Origin of the sequence: Pedobacter sp. ok626 (assembly GCF_900100435.1) — a bacterium.
In the GTDB taxonomy this organism is placed as follows: Bacteria; Bacteroidota; Bacteroidia; order Sphingobacteriales; family Sphingobacteriaceae; genus Pedobacter.
In genome coordinates this window covers 126,564-143,382 of the sequence record NZ_FNEX01000007.1, presented here as the reverse complement: position 1 = coordinate 143,382, position 16,819 = coordinate 126,564, and the positions used below count along the sequence as shown (strand labels likewise).

At 39.0% G+C, this 16,819-nt stretch carries 13 protein-coding genes; 12 read left to right on the top strand and 1 reads right to left on the bottom strand.

Going from position 1 to position 16,819, the window contains the following annotated elements; genetic code table 11:
- The first annotated feature begins 6 nt into the window (after window positions 1-6).
- Window positions 7-807 (top strand): O-methyltransferase, encoded by an 801-nt coding sequence (locus BLS35_RS11940; RefSeq protein WP_090781206.1) that lies wholly within the window; start codon window positions 7-9, stop codon window positions 805-807.
- Window positions 808-824: 17 nt separating this feature from the next.
- Here the strand turns inward: BLS35_RS11940 and BLS35_RS11935 are convergent, their stop codons facing one another.
- Window positions 825-2,054: a BamA/TamA family outer membrane protein gene (locus tag BLS35_RS11935; protein ID WP_254778847.1), complete on the bottom strand. Its 1,230-nt coding sequence runs from the start codon at window positions 2,052-2,054 to the stop codon at window positions 825-827.
- Window positions 2,055-2,070: 16 nt separating this feature from the next.
- Between BLS35_RS11935 and BLS35_RS11930 the strand changes: the two genes are divergently transcribed.
- The 11 genes from BLS35_RS11930 to cyoE all read left to right on the top strand — a co-directional run bounded on the left by BLS35_RS11930 (window position 2,071) and on the right by cyoE (window position 16,817).
- Window positions 2,071-3,051: a deoxyhypusine synthase family protein gene (locus BLS35_RS11930; protein WP_090781204.1), complete on the top strand. Its 981-nt coding sequence runs from the start codon at window positions 2,071-2,073 to the stop codon at window positions 3,049-3,051.
- A gap of 253 nt (window positions 3,052-3,304) precedes the next feature.
- Complete coding sequence (locus BLS35_RS11925; protein WP_090781202.1) at window positions 3,305-4,600, top strand: c-type cytochrome; 1,296 nt, start codon at window positions 3,305-3,307, stop codon at window positions 4,598-4,600.
- Between the two features lie 46 nt (window positions 4,601-4,646).
- Window positions 4,647-7,718 (top strand): TAT-variant-translocated molybdopterin oxidoreductase, encoded by a 3,072-nt coding sequence (locus BLS35_RS11920; protein WP_090781200.1) that lies wholly within the window; start codon window positions 4,647-4,649, stop codon window positions 7,716-7,718.
- A 31-nt stretch (window positions 7,719-7,749) separates the two neighbouring features.
- Entirely contained in the window at window positions 7,750-9,222 is a 1,473-nt protein-coding gene (gene nrfD, locus BLS35_RS11915; protein ID WP_090781198.1) for an NrfD/PsrC family molybdoenzyme membrane anchor subunit, read from the top strand.
- A 2-nt stretch (window positions 9,223-9,224) separates the two neighbouring features.
- On the top strand, window positions 9,225-9,761 hold the full coding sequence (locus BLS35_RS11910; protein ID WP_090781196.1) for a DUF3341 domain-containing protein: 537 nt from the start codon (window positions 9,225-9,227) through the stop codon (window positions 9,759-9,761).
- Window positions 9,754-10,341: a c-type cytochrome gene (locus BLS35_RS11905; protein WP_254778845.1), complete on the top strand. Its 588-nt coding sequence runs from the start codon at window positions 9,754-9,756 to the stop codon at window positions 10,339-10,341. The genes BLS35_RS11910 and BLS35_RS11905 overlap by 8 nt, the downstream gene beginning before the upstream one ends.
- A 15-nt stretch (window positions 10,342-10,356) precedes the next feature.
- The gene (locus tag BLS35_RS11900) at window positions 10,357-11,571 is read left to right on the top strand and encodes a quinol:cytochrome C oxidoreductase (RefSeq protein WP_090781192.1); all 1,215 of its coding nucleotides are present in this window, start codon (window positions 10,357-10,359) and stop codon (window positions 11,569-11,571) included.
- A gap of 68 nt (window positions 11,572-11,639) precedes the next feature.
- Window positions 11,640-12,869, top strand: a complete 1,230-nt coding sequence (locus tag BLS35_RS11895) for a cytochrome c oxidase subunit II (RefSeq protein ID WP_090781190.1) — start codon at window positions 11,640-11,642, stop codon at window positions 12,867-12,869.
- 20 nt (window positions 12,870-12,889) lie between these two features.
- The gene (locus tag BLS35_RS11890; RefSeq protein WP_175459593.1) at window positions 12,890-14,773 is read left to right on the top strand and encodes a cytochrome c oxidase subunit I; all 1,884 of its coding nucleotides are present in this window, start codon (window positions 12,890-12,892) and stop codon (window positions 14,771-14,773) included.
- 89 nt (window positions 14,774-14,862) lie between these two features.
- Window positions 14,863-15,927, top strand: a complete 1,065-nt coding sequence (locus BLS35_RS11885) for a COX15/CtaA family protein (protein ID WP_090781185.1) — start codon at window positions 14,863-14,865, stop codon at window positions 15,925-15,927.
- A gap of 11 nt (window positions 15,928-15,938) precedes the next feature.
- A complete protein-coding gene (cyoE, locus tag BLS35_RS11880) occupies window positions 15,939-16,817 on the top strand; it encodes a heme o synthase (protein WP_090781183.1) in 879 nt (292 codons plus the stop codon).
- Window positions 16,818-16,819 lie beyond the last annotated feature (2 nt).

Below are 16,819 nucleotides of genomic sequence, written 5' to 3'. Positions count from 1 at the left end.
ATTTGAATGCCTATTTTTGCGGCTATGGTTTTTAATTTTATCGGTGATTTTTTGAAGCATCGCTTGACTGCTAAAAGCAGACACGGTACACATTCTCCATTTGTATATAAACTTACCGATGAGGTAATTTACGATTTTAACTCCAAAACAGACTACAAAAACATTGAGGCGCAGCGAAAAAAACTTTTCAATGACGATTCATTAATCACTGTTACAGACCTAGGAGCAGGGTCTCACCTGAATAAAGACAGGACTAAAAAGGTAAAGGAGATCGCAAAAAATGCATTGAAAAGTCCGGCTCTGGCTCAGCTGATTTACCGTCTCGCAAAAGATTGCAACCCTTCGAGTATTATTGAATTGGGTACCTGTCTGGGGATTACTACTGCCTATTTGTCTAAGGCTTGTCCAGATGCTGCTGTAGTGACCATTGAGGGTTGCCCTGAAACCGCAAAGGTTGCTCATCGGAATTTCCAGGAGCTCGGTCTGGAGAATGTTGAGTTACAAGTAGGTAATTTTGATACATTGTTGCCCGAAGTTATCGCGGGGCAGGAAAAATTGGACTTTGTTTATATTGATGGCAATCATAGAAAAGACGCTACACTTAACTATTTTAACTGGTGCCTGCCTAAAGTACATGAAGGTTCGCTGCTGATATTTGATGATATTTATTGGAGTAAAGGAATGAAAGAGGCCTGGGCTGAAATAAAGAATCATCCTGATGTAACAGTAACTATCGATTTATTTTGGATAGGCTTAGTTTACTTCAGAAATGGGCAGGTAAAAGAGCATTTTAAGATTAAGTTTTGAAATTAGGTTGTAATGGCTTAAAATGCTTCGGCCAGACTGATGTAAAAACCCGTCTGACGTTTTTCATTTGGACGTTTCTCACCAATGCCATAATCTAAACGCATACTTAGGCCCTTTTCGGGATCGAAGAAATATCTGCCGCCTGCGCCAATGGAAGGTTTAAAGCTTTTAATTGCAAGGCCGCCATTGTCAAAAACCTGTCCGGCGCCACCAAATATCACCGCGCCGAATCGGTTGTTGTATCTATATCTGAGTTCTGCTTGTGCAGCCAGTAGATTTTTATCTCGGTAACGACCGGTGTAATAGCCTCTCATCATTTCGTCATTTCCCATTTGAGGTAATAAATAGAAGGGGGTGTTTTTACCTTGTATGGTATAGAACAGACCGTTTAAGCCCAGGACAAATTTGCGAGACAGTGACCAGAAATTGCTCGCGTTCACTTTTATAAGACTGCCGGTGAAATTTTCTCCAGCCCAGAAGTCGGGTGCATATTGATAACTAACCTTTCCTACAAAGCCTTTTGTAGGGTAATTGTTGGAATTCCGGGTGTCGTAACTTTGCGAAATACCTGCATAAATCACATTGCCGCCAGTCTTGCCGACTAAATATGGATCGGAGTCAAAGATCCCACCTGCTGCTTTATCTTTAAAACTATAGTGCTCAAATCCGAGCGAAAAGCCTGTATATAGATTTGGTGCAAGCTTTTTGGCTGCATGCATAACCAACTTTATTTGATCCTGAACCAGACGGTCTTCGTTTGTGTGTATAGTTTCGTTGCCAATGCCGTAATAATTAAAGGGCATACGTCTCAGTTTAACTTCGCCAATGTAGTTGTACTTGTTTTGTTTTGTCCAGATGTCACTCTTTAACGACACATTATATTGCCCTTTGGTCGAAGCGGATAGTATTCCGGTAAAGTTGGAACTTCGGTTGGTCGGATCTTTTTTATCAAGATAAACAGAATAAAGTGCGCCTAACCCAAGCTCTATGCCTATTTCCTGGCTGTATCTGAATACTGGTAGTGGCATAAAGCTGCCTTTTCGCGTAGTATCAGTTTTATTAGATAAGTATTTTTCTATCAGTTTCTTTTGCCCTATTGCGTTTACAGTGATTAAAACGAATATGGTGCAAATTGAAAGTTTTTTCATCGGCCTAAAATAGTGGAAAGGATTTAATATCGGTGTCTGCACAGCAAGTTTAACGCCAAATAGTTTTAAGTAATAATATTTATCTATTTTTGCGGCCATAACAAAATAGATTAAGATGAGTACAACAAGAGGACCGATATCTCAATTTATGGAGCGTAATTATCTCCATTTTAATGCAGCAGCTATGATGGATGCGGCTAAAGGATACGAAACACATTTAGATGAAGGCGGAAAAATGATGATTACCCTTGCTGGTGCAATGAGTACTGCAGAGTTGGGTATTTCACTGGCTGAGATGATCCGTCAGGATAAAGTTTCCATTATTTCATGTACAGGTGCTAACCTGGAAGAGGATATCATGAACCTTGTTGCACATTCACATTATAAACGTGTGCCTAACTATCGTGATTTAAGTCCACAAGATGAATGGGATCTATTAGAAAACCATTACAACCGCGTTACAGATACTTGTATCCCAGAAGAGGAGGCATTTAGAAGATTGCAGAAACATATCAATAAAATCTGGAAAGATGCAGAAGAAGCAGGAGAGCGTTATTTCCCGCATGAGTTTATGTACAAGATGTTGTTGAGCGGTGATTTAGAGCAGTACTATGAGATTGATCCTAAAAACTCATGGATGCTTGCAGCGGCAGAAAAGAACTTGCCGATTGTAGTACCAGGATGGGAAGATTCGACAATGGGTAATATTTTCGCTTCTTATGTAATGAAAGGTGAAGTGAAAGCAACGACTGTAAAAGGTGGTATTGAGTATATGGGTTATTTAGCTGATTGGTATATCAAGAACAGTGAAGGTAAGGGAATTGGCTTCTTCCAGATTGGTGGCGGTATTGCTGGTGATTTCCCAATCTGTGTGGTTCCGATGCTATATCAGGATATGGAAATGCCTAATATTCCGTTCTGGAGTTATTTCTGCCAGATCTCAGATTCGACTACTTCATACGGCTCTTATTCGGGTGCAGTGCCTAATGAGAAGATTACATGGGGAAAGTTAGATATTCATACGCCCAAATTTATTGTTGAATCGGATGCAACTATTGTAGCTCCACTGATGTTTGCATGGATATTAAAAATGTAATTCAAAATAACAAATGAGGTAATATTCTATTGCCTTTGGATGATCACCAATTTTCATAAGAAATTGGTGATTTTCTTTGTTTAAAGCATTAAAATGACATTATTTAGATTGATTATAAATTGTATTTACTGTCATTTCTTTGTCATTGGTACGTTAATAAATTTTACTTTTGTGGACGTTTTGGTGAAGGCCTCGTGTTTAAACATCAATAACGTTTATAAAGTTTTTTAAAAAATAGCATAAAATACTCATTATGAGGGATATCTCATTGATCATTAGAAGAGTTTGGAAGTCGGCATTCATGTTTACGGCTCTATCTGTTTTAATCGTTTCTGCAACACAAGCGCAAGATGTAGTGGAGGGAAGAAAAATATTTAAAGATAAATGTGCTTCTTGTCACCAATTAGACCGTAACAGTACTGGTCCAGCATTAACACCTAAGCTGAAAGAGCTGGATGAAGCTTTTGCCATCAAGTGGATTAGAAACTGGAAGGCTTTAGTTGACGCTGGTGATAAAACAGCAATCGAAGCATCGAAGTTTTCACCTGCTGAGATGACAACGTTTCCAACGTTGACTGACGAGCAGATTAAAAGTGTAATTGCATACGCAAAAGCAGGCGAGCCGAAAAAAGAAGCGGCAGCAGGTGCTGCTGTAGCGGCGGGTTCTGACGAGGTTTCGTCATTCTCTATTGCAGGTGTTGCCTTAATTATCTTAATCTCTATAGCTGTATTGGTTGTTTTAGGCCGTGCGGTGAAGATGTTAGAGCGTTTGATTCTTAAGAAACAAGGCGTTGAGGTTGTTGAAGAAGAACCAGTTTCTTTTGCAGACGGCACACGTAGAATGTTTAAAAACAAGAAGTTTGTATTCTTCTTCATCCTATGTTTAATTGTAACCTTAGGTTCATTTGGCTGGATGGGAATGTGGAATACAGGTGTTCACACTGGTTACCAACCGGTACAACCGATCAAGTTCTCTCACGAGTTACACGCTGGTGTGAATCAGATTGATTGTCAATATTGTCACTCTGGTGCATTTAAATCTAAAAATGCTTCAATTCCATCGGTTAACGTTTGTATGAACTGTCACAAATCTGTACAAGCTACTGAAAAGTATAACGGAGAGATTTCTCCAGAGATCCAAAAGATCTACACAGCTATAGGTTATGATCCTAATACGCTTACTTACGATAAATCGAAAGAAAAACCGGTTGAATGGGTTCGTGTACACAACTTGCCTGATTTTGCTTACTTCAATCACTCACAACACGTTGTAGTTGGTGAAGAAGCGATAAGAAAAGAAAGAGGTTTACAACCTAATGAGCCTGTATGTTTTGCATGTCACGGTCCGGTAGATACAATGGAAGAAATTTATCAATATTCTCCACTAACCATGAAATGGTGTATCAACTGCCATAAAAACGCAGAAGTTTCAGGTAAAGACAACGCATTCTACACTAAAGTGATCGAAGCCCATGAGAAAATCAAAAAAGGCGAGAAAATCACTCCTGCATTGCTAGGTGGTTTAGAGTGTGGTAAATGTCACTATTAATAGAGTTTAATAACAAAGAACGTTCGATAACAGTAATATAGCTTAAATGGAAAGCAATAAAAAATACTGGAAAGGCTTAGAAGAGTATAATAACACTCCGGATTTTGTTGAAAACAACAAGAACGAATTTGCTGAGCCACTTCCAATAGAAGATGTTTTAAATGAAGCAGGGTTAAGTACCGTAACTCCTCGCCGTGACTTTTTAAAAGCTTTAGGCTTTGGATTAGGTGCGGTGACACTTGCGGCTTGTCAAACAGCCCCTGTTCATAAGGCAATTCCTTATGTAATTAAACCTGAAGAGGTTGTTCCGGGTATCCCTAACTATTATGTTTCAAGTTTTAAAGGTCAGCCAGTTTTGGTTAAAACCAGAGAAGGTAGACCAATTAAGATTGAAGCAAATACAAATGCAGGTGTATTTAACCGTGGTACTGATGCGCATGCTCAGGCCTCAGTGTTGGATCTGTATGATGTATCTAAGTTAAAGTCGCCTTTATTAAAAGAAAACGAAACAACCTGGACTAAGGTAGATGAGTTTGTAAAAGGCGAGTTGAACAAAGCTCAGGCATCAGGAAAGAAAATCCGTGTGATTTCTTCTACTGTAAACAGTCCTTCTACGAAAGCTGTTATTGCTGATTTCGCTACTGCTTACCCTAATACTAAACACGTACAATACGATGCGGTTTCTTATACAGGTATCATTAAAGCGAATGAGAATAGCTTCGGTAAAGCTGTTGTGCCTAAGTACAAATTTGACAAGGCAGATCTGATTGTAAGTTTCGGAGCTGACTTTTTAGGTACCTGGATTAACGGTGAAGAGTTTACTGCTCAATATGTTTCTAACAGGAACGCTAAATCGTTGAAAAATGGCAAAATGTCCCGTCACTTCCAATTTGAGGCAGGAATGAGCTTAACAGGTACAAACGCAGATACACGTGTTCCGGTAAAACTATCGGAAGAAGGTCCTGCTTTGATTACCTTATATAATGCAATTACTGGCGCTGGCTTAGCTGGCGGTGCTTTACCAAATAACGTTAATGCTGATAAAGCATTGAAATTAGTTGGTAAGGAGCTTTTACAAAATAAAGGTAAAGCCCTTGTAGTTTCAGGATCAAATGATGTTTCTACTCAAATTTTGGTAAATGCCATTAACGCTGCTATCGGCAGTTACGGTACTACTATTGATTTGGATAACCCTTGCAACCTTTATGCAGGTAATGACGCTGAATTTGCTGAATTGATTAACGAAATGAACAGAGGCGAAGTTGCTGCTGTATTCATTTTAGATAGCAATCCAGTTTACGATGTAGCAAACAGTAAAGCGTTTACAGATGCATTAGCGAAAGTTGCCTTGAAAGTGTCGTTCTCTGACCGTAAGGATGAAACTTCTACCTTGTGTGATGTTGTTGCAATTAACCATAACTATTTAGAGGCATGGGGTGATGCAAGTTCGTACGAAGGTATTTACTCTATTGTACAGCCAACAATTAACCCTGTGTTTAACTCACGTCAAGCAGAAGAGAGTTTATTGATCTGGTCTGACAATGCTGTTAAAGAATATTACCAGTATGTTCGTAACAACTGGGAGAAAAATATATTACCTGCAGTAGGTTCTAACTGGAAAGAAGTACTACAAAAAGGTGTATTCGCTACTGCTGAAAAAGCTGCTGGTGCTTATACTTTCAATCTTTCTTTAGCTGCTGTCGCTCCATCTATCTTAAATAACAGCAAAGCATTAGCTAAAGACATTGAGCTTCAGGTATACGTGAGTGTTCCGATGCGCGATGGTAAACATGCTAACAATGCTTTCTTGCAAGAGCTTCCTGATCCGGTTTCGAAAGTAACCTGGGATAACTATGTAGCTATTGCGCCTAAGTATGCTGAGAAATTAGGATTTAAAGAATTCGATATCGTTTCTGTGAAAGCAGATAACGGTTACACTATTGAGCTTCCTTTGTTGATCCAACCGGGACAAGCAATAGGTACTGTATCCATTGCATTAGGTTACGGCCGTACCAAAGTTGGTAAAGCTGGAGATAATGTAGGTAAAAATGCTTATCCATTTGTAAGCTTTAGCAATGGTACTTTAAAGTATGCTACAACTGTTAAATTAGCAGCTACTGGCAGAAGAGAGGAACTTGCTCAAACACAAACACATTATTCTTTTGAAGGTAGAAATGTAATCCGTGAGGCTACATTTGCTGAATACCAAAAGAATCCTGCTGCTGGTTCGGGTAACGACCACGCTAAACATAAAACTTACGATTTATGGGATAAATACGAAAAACCAGGTAACAACTGGGTAATGGCAATCGATTTGAATGCTTGTACTGGTTGTGGTTCTTGTATTGTTGCCTGTAACGTTGAGAATAACATTCCTGTTGTAGGTAAAGATGAAGTACGCAGACGCAGAGAGATGCACTGGATCCGTATCGATCGTTACTACAGCTTTAACCAGGAAGGTGAAGCGCATGCTGAAGGTGCTCATGGTCATAGTGCAATTAATTCTGTAACGAAAGAGAAAGAGATCGCTCATTTGAACGAAGATCAAATGAACAATGTATCGGTTGTACACCAACCAATGCTTTGTCAACATTGCGATCATGCTCCATGTGAGACGGTTTGCCCGGTATTGGCAACTGTACACTCATCAGACGGCTTAAACCACATGGCTTATAACCGTTGTGTAGGTACTCGTTACTGTGCGAACAACTGTCCATATAAAGTACGTCGTTTCAACTGGTTTAACTACTGGAATGATTCACGTTTTGACAACTACCTGAACAATGAATTTACTCAGTTGGTACTTAACCCTGATGTAACTACTCGTTCAAGAGGTGTAATGGAAAAATGCTCGATGTGTATTCAGCGTATCCAGGCAGGTAAATTGCAAGCTAAAATTGAGAAACGTCCATTGAAAGATGGTGATATCAAGATGGCATGTCAACAAGCTTGTTCTGCAAATGCAATCATCTTTGGTGATTCCAATGATCCTGAATCGGAAGTTTCTAAAGCATTACGTAGTGAACGTATTTACTATGTGTTGGAAGAAATTAACGTACAACCGGGTATAGGTTATATGACGAAAATTAGAAATACAGATACAACAGTACAAGCGTAAGCGGATAGCTGATATTAAAAGAAAATAAATTATGTCAGGACATAACGAATCAATATTAAGAGAACCACTAATCACCGGCACGGATATCACGTATGCAAAGATTACGAATGATATTTTAATGCCGGTAGAGAACAAGCCAAACAAGGCTTGGTGGATAGGATTTATCGTCGCACTATGCGGAGCTTTACTATGGGTAGTAGCAGTTAGTTACACCTTCTGGTTTGGTATCGGTGCTTGGGGATTAAATAAAACAGTAGGATGGGCATGGGATATCACCGGTTTCGTATGGTGGGTAGGTATTGGTCACGCAGGGACACTAATTTCTGCAGTACTATTACTCTTCCGTCAGAACTGGCGTAACTCGATTAACCGATCGGCTGAGGCGATGACGATTTTCGCCGTTATTTGTGCGGCAACGTATGTAGTATCTCACATGGGTAGACCATGGTTAGCTTACTGGGTGCTTCCATTACCAAATCAATTCGGGTCATTATGGGTAAACTTTAACTCACCGCTTGTTTGGGATATGTTTGCGATCTCAACTTACTTCTCGGTATCACTATTATTCTGGTATACAGGTTTATTGCCTGATATCGCGACTATTCGTGACCGTGCAACAGGTGTTAAACGTAAAATCTATACTGTACTATCTTTTGGATGGGCAGGAAATGTGAAGACATGGCAACGTTTTGAGGCTGTATCGATCATTTTGGCTGGTATCTCTACACCATTGGTACTTTCGGTACACACGATTGTATCTATGGACTTTGCTACCTCGGTAATTCCGGGATGGCATACAACGATCTTCCCTCCATATTTTGTGGCTGGGGCGATCTTCTCAGGATTTGCGATGGTGTTAACCTTATTATTGGTTGCACGTAAAGTATTAGGTCTTGAGAACTACATCACCATGTTCCACATTGAATCGATGAACAAGATTATCATCTTGACAGGATCAATCGTGGGTGTGGCTTACTTAACTGAGTTCTTTATTGCATGGTATTCAGGTTCTGAATATGAGCAATATGCTTTCATCAACCGTTCAACTGGTCCATACTGGTGGGCTTACTGGATGATGATGACTTGTAACGTAATCTCTCCACAGTTGTTATGGTTCAAAAAGATCCGTACCAGCATTCCTGCTACCTGGATTCTATCTATCGTAGTAAACATTGGTATGTGGTTTGAGCGTTTCGTAATTATCGTAACTTCATTACACCGTGATTATATTCCTTCAAGTTGGGCGATGTTCTATCCAACATGGGTTGATGTGAGTGTGTTTGTAGGATCGATCGGTTTGTTCTTTACTTTGTTTTTATTGTTCTTAAGGGTATTACCTTCAATTGCAATTGCAGAGGTTAAATTGCTACTGAAGAGTGCAAGTGAGCAGGCTAAGTTGAAACAAATTAAGGAAGGTCATTTGGATCCAACGCACGTATCAGAATACGTAGAGTCTTTGGAGAAATTTGATAGTGTTAAACAAGAAGAATACGCAAAAATATAACGATGAACAATACCAAATATATTTTAGGCAGCTTTGGTGATCCTGATGAAATGATGCACGGCATCGATAAATTGCAGGAAAACAACATTAAGATACATGATGTTTATACACCAATGCCTATTCACGGCATAGAGGCAAAGTTAGGGGTTAAACGTTCTAGGTTAGATATCGCCGCTTTCTTTTTCGGAATCACTGGTACTTGTACCATGCTTTCATTTGTATATTATGCAGCTGCTATTGATTGGCCAATTAACATTGGGGGTAAGGCGCACTTTGCTTTACCGGATTTTATTCCAATTACATTTGAGTTGACCATTTTATTTTGTGCTTTTGGTTTAGTAGGTTCTTACTACGCATCAACCCACTTATTTCCGGGAAGAGCACCAAGAGTAATGGATTTAAGGGCAACGGATGATCGTTTTGTTATTGCAGTTGATGCAAAAGAAAATACCGATCATACTAAGATTGATGATTTATTAAAGGAAGCTGGTGCTTTGGAAGTAAAGCATAATGAAAGGAAGTATATTAGCTATGAATAAGAGTAGAGTAGTTTTAGCCTCATTTTGTATACTTACAGGAGCTGTTTTATTTTCGGCATGTAAGGATAAAAGAAGTACAGGTTTAGAATACGCCAGGAATATGTATGATCCAATTGCATACAATCCGGATCAACCGAACAAGAATTTTAAGAACGGAGCAACTGCACAAGTTCCACCGGCTAATACTACACCGGTAGGATTTAACAAGTATGACGATTATCCTAACACTAAGGAAGGTTATGAAGCAGCTGGTGCGTCCTTACTTAATCCGCTTCCTTTGACGGGAGCAAACCTGGAATCGGGTAAGCATTATTTCACTGTATTTTGCGCTCCATGTCACGGAGAAAAAGGGGATGGACAAGGTCACTTAGTTAAAATTGATAAATTCAGCGGTGTACCTTCTTATCATGGTGATGCAGCTTCTTCACGCGGTGGTCTGATGAAAGATTTAACAGCGGGAAAAATTTATCATACGATTGAGTATGGTTTAAATAATATGGGATCACATGCCTCTCAACTATCTCCAGAAGAAAGATGGAAAGTAGTGATGTATGTTCAACAATTACAAAAAATACAATAGAAAAGCACAATATAAATGGGAACTCACAATTATAATTTTACTGAGCAGTTTGAGTTTACAGGTAAAGCAAAAACTTTAAGCATAATCGCTATTGTAATAGGTCTGGCGGCTATAGGTTATGGTTTTTCTGCTGAGGCGCTTCATGAGCGTACCTTCGCAAACCTGTTGCTAATGGCTTATTACTTCGCATGTGTATGCATGTCTGGAGCTTTCTTTCTTGCTGTTCAGTTTGTAGCACAAGCAGGATGGTCTGCCTCTATATTACGTGTACCAGAGGCCATGGCCAAAGTGTTGCCTATCGCTGTTATCATTTTACTTTTGGTAATGGGAGCAGGTTTATACTCACATAACTTGTATCATCATTGGCACGCGGAGGGATTAACTGATCCGAACAGTCCAAACTTTGATAAATTAATCGCTGGTAAGTCAGCTTTCCTGAATGTTCCTTTCTTTATGGGACGTCAGATTGTCTTTTTAGCAATATATAGCGCTTTTGCTTTTTATCTAGCTAAATGGTCAAACAATGAGGATCTTGAAGGTGGTTTAAATTCTTACAGAAAGAGTTTTAAATACTCTTGTATATTTTTAGTGATCTACGGATTTACTACACCAATCTTCGCTTTTGATACCGTTATGTCACTTGAGGCACACTGGTTCTCAACGATGTTTGGTTGGTACAACTTTGCTGCCATGTGGGTAAGCAGTTTGGCTACTATTGCTATTATCATTATCCTGTTGAAAAAAGCGGGTTATATGAACTGGGTAAATAACAGTCACCTACATAACTTAGGACAGTTTATCTTCGGATTCTCTATTTTCTGGACTTATGTATGGTTTGCGCAATTCTTATTGATCTACTATGCAAACATGCCAGAGGAGACAGTTTATTTCTATAAAAGATTTGAGCACTATGAATTCTGGTTCTACCTGAACCTGGTATTGAACTTCTTAGCTCCAGTATTGCTGTTAATGGACAGAGACAATAAGAGACAAGAAAATATATTATTAACTGTATCTATTGTTGTTTTATGCGGTCACTGGGTTGATTATTATCAAATGATTATGCCTGGAACCGTTGCTGAAGAACACGGATTTGGTATAATTGAGGTTGGTACTGCAATTGGGTTTGTAGGTTTGTTTACTTTTACAGTTTTAAATGCTTTAAGTAAGAAACCTTTAATTGCTAAGAACCATCCGTTTTTGCAAGAAAGTTTACATCACCAGCTGTAATTGGTGGTCTTTATAGAGAATAAAAAATAATAGTATAATAGAAGTACAGCGTTACTACTTTTAAGGAAATGAGTTTAAGAAAATTTATAAGTAACAAAACGATAGCGGCACTAGCAGTGATTTTAACTGCATTTGCAAATACCAGCGCTTTTGCACAAGCTGCAGCCGCTGAGACCGCTAAAAAGCCCGTAGATATGGGGCCGATTTATAAATCGGTGATATTTTATGCCATGGCCTTTTTGCTGGTTTGCTTATTCGTAGCAATCATCGGAAAAGCATTGAAGGTATATGAATTGACCCGTGAGGCTCAGGATAAACCAAAAGGAATTGACTGGAATAAAGTTAACGGTGTGCTTTTTGCATTGTTCCTTATTGTAGGTCTATATGGTGTATACTGGGAGTATACAGTTCATGGAAACATGATTCTACCTGAAGCGGCTTCGGAGCACGGTAAGAAAATCGACCAGATGTTTAACATTACGTTGATCCTTACTACTATAGTTTTTATTGCTACTCACATTCTTTTATTTGCTTTCGCTTATTTCTACAAATACACGAACAAAAGAAAAGCATATTACTACCCACACAACAATACTATTGAGCGTATCTGGACAATTGTTCCAGCATTCGTTTTAACAATATTGGTATTGATGGGTTTCTTGACCTGGAGATCAATTTTCTACAAAATCGAAGATCCTAATAACAAGCCTATCAGTATTGAGATTACTTCATCTCAATTTGCCTGGGCGATCCGTTACGCAGGTGCTGATGGGGTAGTAGGTACAAAAAATTACAAACTGATCACGTCTACTAATGCCTTAGGTATTGATTTTAAAGATAAAAATACACTTGATGATCAGTCGGCAGATGAAATGGTTATTCCGGTTAACAAGCCAGTGCGTTTAATCTTGACCAGTAAAGATGTAATCCATAGTTTTTACATGCCACATTTCAGGGTTCAATTGAACACTGTACCAGGTATGACTTCTTACTTTGAGTTTACGCCTACCATTACTACTGAAGAAATGAAGGCTAAGACAAATGATCCTACTTTCAAATATTTGTTTTTATGTAACAAGATTTGTGGAGATGGTCACTACAAAATGCAAAAAGAAGTTAAAGTTGTTTCTATGGCTGAGTATGAGGCATGGGTGAAAGAACAACCAGCTTATTTAACTGACGATTTGAAAAAAGAATTTAACATACCTGTAACTCCTGCTGCAACTGCTGTGGCAGCTGATACAACAGCAAAGGATACGTCGGCAGTTAAAACAAAACAATTAGCTTTAAAAAATTAATAATACTGGAATAGCACATTATGTCAACTATATCATTACACGATACACATAACCACGATAACCATGATGATCATGGGCATCACAAAGAGACCTTCTTAACGAAGTATGTCTTTAGTCAGGATCACAAGATGATTGCTAAGCAGTTCCTGATAACAGGTATTATTATGGCTGTTATTGCAATGGGACTGTCGATATTGTTTCGTTTACAACTTGCATGGCCAGAAAAAGACTTCCCTATTTTAGAGACTTTCCTAGGAAAGTGGGCTGAGGGTGGTCGTATTAAACCGGATTTTTACCTTGCCTTAGTAACCATACATGGTACCATCATGGTATTCTTTGTATTGACAGCAGGGTTGAGCGGTACTTTTAGTAACTTATTGATACCACTTCAGATTGGTGCAAGGGATATGGCTTCACCATTCCTGAACATGCTTTCTTACTGGTTCTTCTTTACTGCTTGTGTAATCATGATGGGTTCATTCTTTATACAAACAGGACCTGCAAGTGCTGGATGGACGGTTTATCCTCCATTGTCGGCTTTGCCTACTGCGATTAGCGGTTCTGGTTTAGGTATGACTATGTGGTTAGTTAGTATGGTGCTTTTCGTTGCTTCATCTTTAATGGGTGGTATCAACTATGTAAGTACAATCTTAAACATGCGTACTAAGGGTATGGACCTTTGGAAAATGCCTTTAACAATCTGGGCTTTCTTCCTTACTGCTATTTTAGGTATCTTATCTTTCCCTGTTTTAGTTGCAGGTGTTGTATTATTGATATTTGATAGAAGTTTCGGGACTAGTTTCTACCTTTCTGATATTGTTATGGGTACTCAGATCCTTCCAAATGAGGGTGGATCTCCAATCCTGTGGCAACATTTATTCTGGTTCTTAGGACACCCAGAGGTATATATCGTAATTATGCCAGCGATGGGCTTGTCTTCAGAGATTATGTCTGTGAATGCAAGAAAACCGATCTTCGGTTATCATGCGATGATCTATTCATTGATTGGTATTACTATCCTGTCGTTTATCGTTTGGGGTCACCACATGTTTGTGACTGGTATGAACCCGCTATTGGGTGGTGTATTTATGATCACAACATTGATTATTGCGGTACCTTCAGCTGTTAAGACCTTCAACTGGTTAGCTACATTATGGAGAGGTAACATCAGGTTTACTCCTGCGATGTTGTTCGCCATCGGTATGGTGTCCTTCTTTATCTCTGGTGGTTTAACTGGTATTTTCTTAGGTAATGCTTCATTAGATATCAACTTACACGATACTTACTTTGTAATTGCCCACTTCCACCTGGTAATGGGTTCTGCAGCGATATTTGGTATGCTTGCGGGTGTTTATCACTACTTCCCTAAAATGTTCGGAAGAATGATGAGCAGCAAGTTAGGTTACTTACACTTCTGGATTACTTTTGCTTGTGCTTACTTAGTATTCTTCCCATTACACTTCTTAGGATTAGATGGTGTTCCACGTCGTTACTATGCATTCACTGAGTTTGAGTTTATGCAAAAGTGGGTTACTGTTAATATTTTAGTTACCTGGTCTGCAATTATTGCTGCACTGGCTCAGGTTGCTTTCTTATTCAACTTCTTCTATTCGATCTTTAAAGGTAAAGTAGCAACTCAAAATCCTTGGGGTGCAAATACTTTAGAGTGGACGACTCCAGTGGAGCGTTTACATGGTAACTGGCCAGGAGAAATCCCAACAGTATACCGTTGGCCGTATGATTACAGTAAGCCAGGAGCTGAGGAAGATTTTATCCCTCAAACAGTTCCTTTCTCACAAACAATGAGTTCTAATATGCCTCATGATTTTGAAGGCAATAGCGAGTCTGAACGTATACAAAGAGAATGGGAAGAAGAAAACCCTTCTGCAGATGCGTCAAAATAGACTAATACGTAGTATCTAATACGATGAGGTATCTGCAGTAAGTAAATACTTACAACAGGTACCTCATTTTTTTTAATCTAACACATACCATGGTTCCTAAATCTGAAACGAGATTTATCAGGCTTAACCTTATCACTATAGTTGTAACCTTACTGCTAATTTTGGCAGGTGGGATAGTACGTAGTACAGGTTCTGGTATGGGCTGTCCGGATTGGCCAAAGTGTTTTGATCAATACGTTCCACCAACCTCTGTTTCGCAATTACCTGCTAATTATAAAGAGAAATATGTAGCTGAACGCGTCGCTAAGAACGAACGTTTTGCGAAAACACTCGATAGAATGGGTAAAGGGCATCTTGCCGATAGCATCAGACATGATGAGTCTATTCTTCAGCCTGAAACGTTTAACGCCGGAAAGACCTGGACGGAATACATCAACAGGCTGATGGGGGCGATTACCGGATTCCTGTTGTTAGGTTTAGCTGTATTTTCATTTACCTATAAGGGTAAAGCAAATAGAATCATTATTCTTAGTTTTTTAAATCTTATCATCGTTGGTTTTCAGGCCTGGTTAGGCTCAATAGTAGTCTCTACCAATTTAATGCCCTGGATCGTTACCGTACATATGCTATTGGCATTGGTGATATTGGGTATTTTGGTTTATACTTATAACTATACCCATCAGCTGCATAAGGAGGCTACGATCATTATGGGTAAGCTGGGTTGGCTTAAGATTTTAACTATTGGATCTGTTGCTTTGAGTGTGATCCAAATCGTGATTGGTACAGAGGTTAGGGAGGCCATAGATGCAATATCTAAAGCGATGTTATACAATGGTAGACACAGTTGGGTTTCGAAGGTGGGGGATCTGTTTTCTTATCACCGCGATCTGGCTATGCTGGTACTGATTGTAAATATCATTATTTATAAAATTGTTAAGGATAAGTTTAATGGTAAGACAATAGCTTTAAGAGTAGGGAGTTCAATTGGGATTGTTTTGATTATTCAAATTGTAACCGGCCTATTATTGTCTAACTTTGCGCTTCCGCCTTATGCACAGGCGTTGCATATTTTGTTCTCTACGCTTTTGTTTAGTTTACAATATTACCTGTATTTATTAGTTTACAGGACTAGTACTTACAATCAACAGAATTAATTATATACAAATTGAAAAGGTTTTTCTCAGATTTCTCTAAGCTCATAAAATTCAGGTTAACGTTCCTGGTAGTGTTCTCTGCGTCAGTTACTTTTTTAATTGGCTCTCAAGTGCCGATCGATGGAGTAGTTCCAGGGATCAATTGGACGAACTGGGTGATTTTAATTATAGGGGGCTTTTTGGTTACTTCTGCTGCAAATTGTTTTAATGAGGTGATCGAAGTTGATCTTGATAAATTAATGACCAGAACTAAGGATCGTCCTATGCCTGCAGGTCATATGACTACTGGTCAGGGATTGGTTTCAGGATTGGTGATGGGACTACTGGGGACTTATTTACTTGGTAAATTAAATATTGAGACCGGTTTACTTTCGGTATTTTCTATTTTCCTTTATGCATTTGCTTATACACCTTTAAAGCGTAAATCTCCAATTGCCGTATTTGTTGGCGCAATTCCGGGTGCTTTACCGCCACTAATTGGATATGTAGCGGCACACGGTAAGATTGATAAAATAGCGGTGATTTTATTTTTAATCCAGTTTGTATGGCAGTTTCCGCATTTCTGGGCGATTGCATGGGTGTTGGATGATGATTACAAGAAGGCTGGGTTTAGACTTTTGCCTACGACAAAAAGAGATAAAGTAAGTGCTTTTATTACATTTTTAAGCACATTGATATTGATCCCGGTAAGCTTGTTGCCTACCATTGACGGTTTCGGGGGTTATTATATTGGCGGGGTTTCGTTGTTCGCGGGCCTTGTCTTTGCCTGGCTGGGATTTAAGTTATGGGTAAAGATGGATTTGGACAGTGCAAGAAAAGTAATGTTCTGTTCTTTCTTCTACCTACCCTTGGTTCAGCTGGTTTTATTGTTTGATTTTATAGTTAAATAGAT

What these genes read in the sequence shown, in the direction of transcription:
- nrfD (WP_090781198.1), top strand. Translation starts at nt 7,750, where the DNA reads ATGTCAGGACATAACGAATCAATATTAAGAGAACCACTAATCACCGGC.
- BLS35_RS11890 (WP_175459593.1), top strand. Translation starts at nt 12,890, where the DNA reads ATGTCAACTATATCATTACACGATACACATAACCACGATAACCATGAT.
- BLS35_RS11900 (WP_090781192.1), top strand. Translation starts at nt 10,357, where the DNA reads ATGGGAACTCACAATTATAATTTTACTGAGCAGTTTGAGTTTACAGGT.
- BLS35_RS11905 (WP_254778845.1), top strand. Translation starts at nt 9,754, where the DNA reads ATGAATAAGAGTAGAGTAGTTTTAGCCTCATTTTGTATACTTACAGGA.
- BLS35_RS11885 (WP_090781185.1), top strand. Translation starts at nt 14,863, where the DNA reads ATGGTTCCTAAATCTGAAACGAGATTTATCAGGCTTAACCTTATCACT.
- BLS35_RS11925 (WP_090781202.1), top strand. Translation starts at nt 3,305, where the DNA reads ATGAGGGATATCTCATTGATCATTAGAAGAGTTTGGAAGTCGGCATTC.
- BLS35_RS11935 (WP_254778847.1), bottom strand. Translation starts at nt 2,054, where the DNA reads ATGGCCGCAAAAATAGATAAATATTATTACTTAAAACTATTTGGCGTT.
- BLS35_RS11910 (WP_090781196.1), top strand. Translation starts at nt 9,225, where the DNA reads ATGAACAATACCAAATATATTTTAGGCAGCTTTGGTGATCCTGATGAA.
- BLS35_RS11895 (WP_090781190.1), top strand. Translation starts at nt 11,640, where the DNA reads ATGAGTTTAAGAAAATTTATAAGTAACAAAACGATAGCGGCACTAGCA.
- BLS35_RS11930 (WP_090781204.1), top strand. Translation starts at nt 2,071, where the DNA reads ATGAGTACAACAAGAGGACCGATATCTCAATTTATGGAGCGTAATTAT.
- BLS35_RS11940 (WP_090781206.1), top strand. Translation starts at nt 7, where the DNA reads ATGCCTATTTTTGCGGCTATGGTTTTTAATTTTATCGGTGATTTTTTG.
- BLS35_RS11920 (WP_090781200.1), top strand. Translation starts at nt 4,647, where the DNA reads ATGGAAAGCAATAAAAAATACTGGAAAGGCTTAGAAGAGTATAATAAC.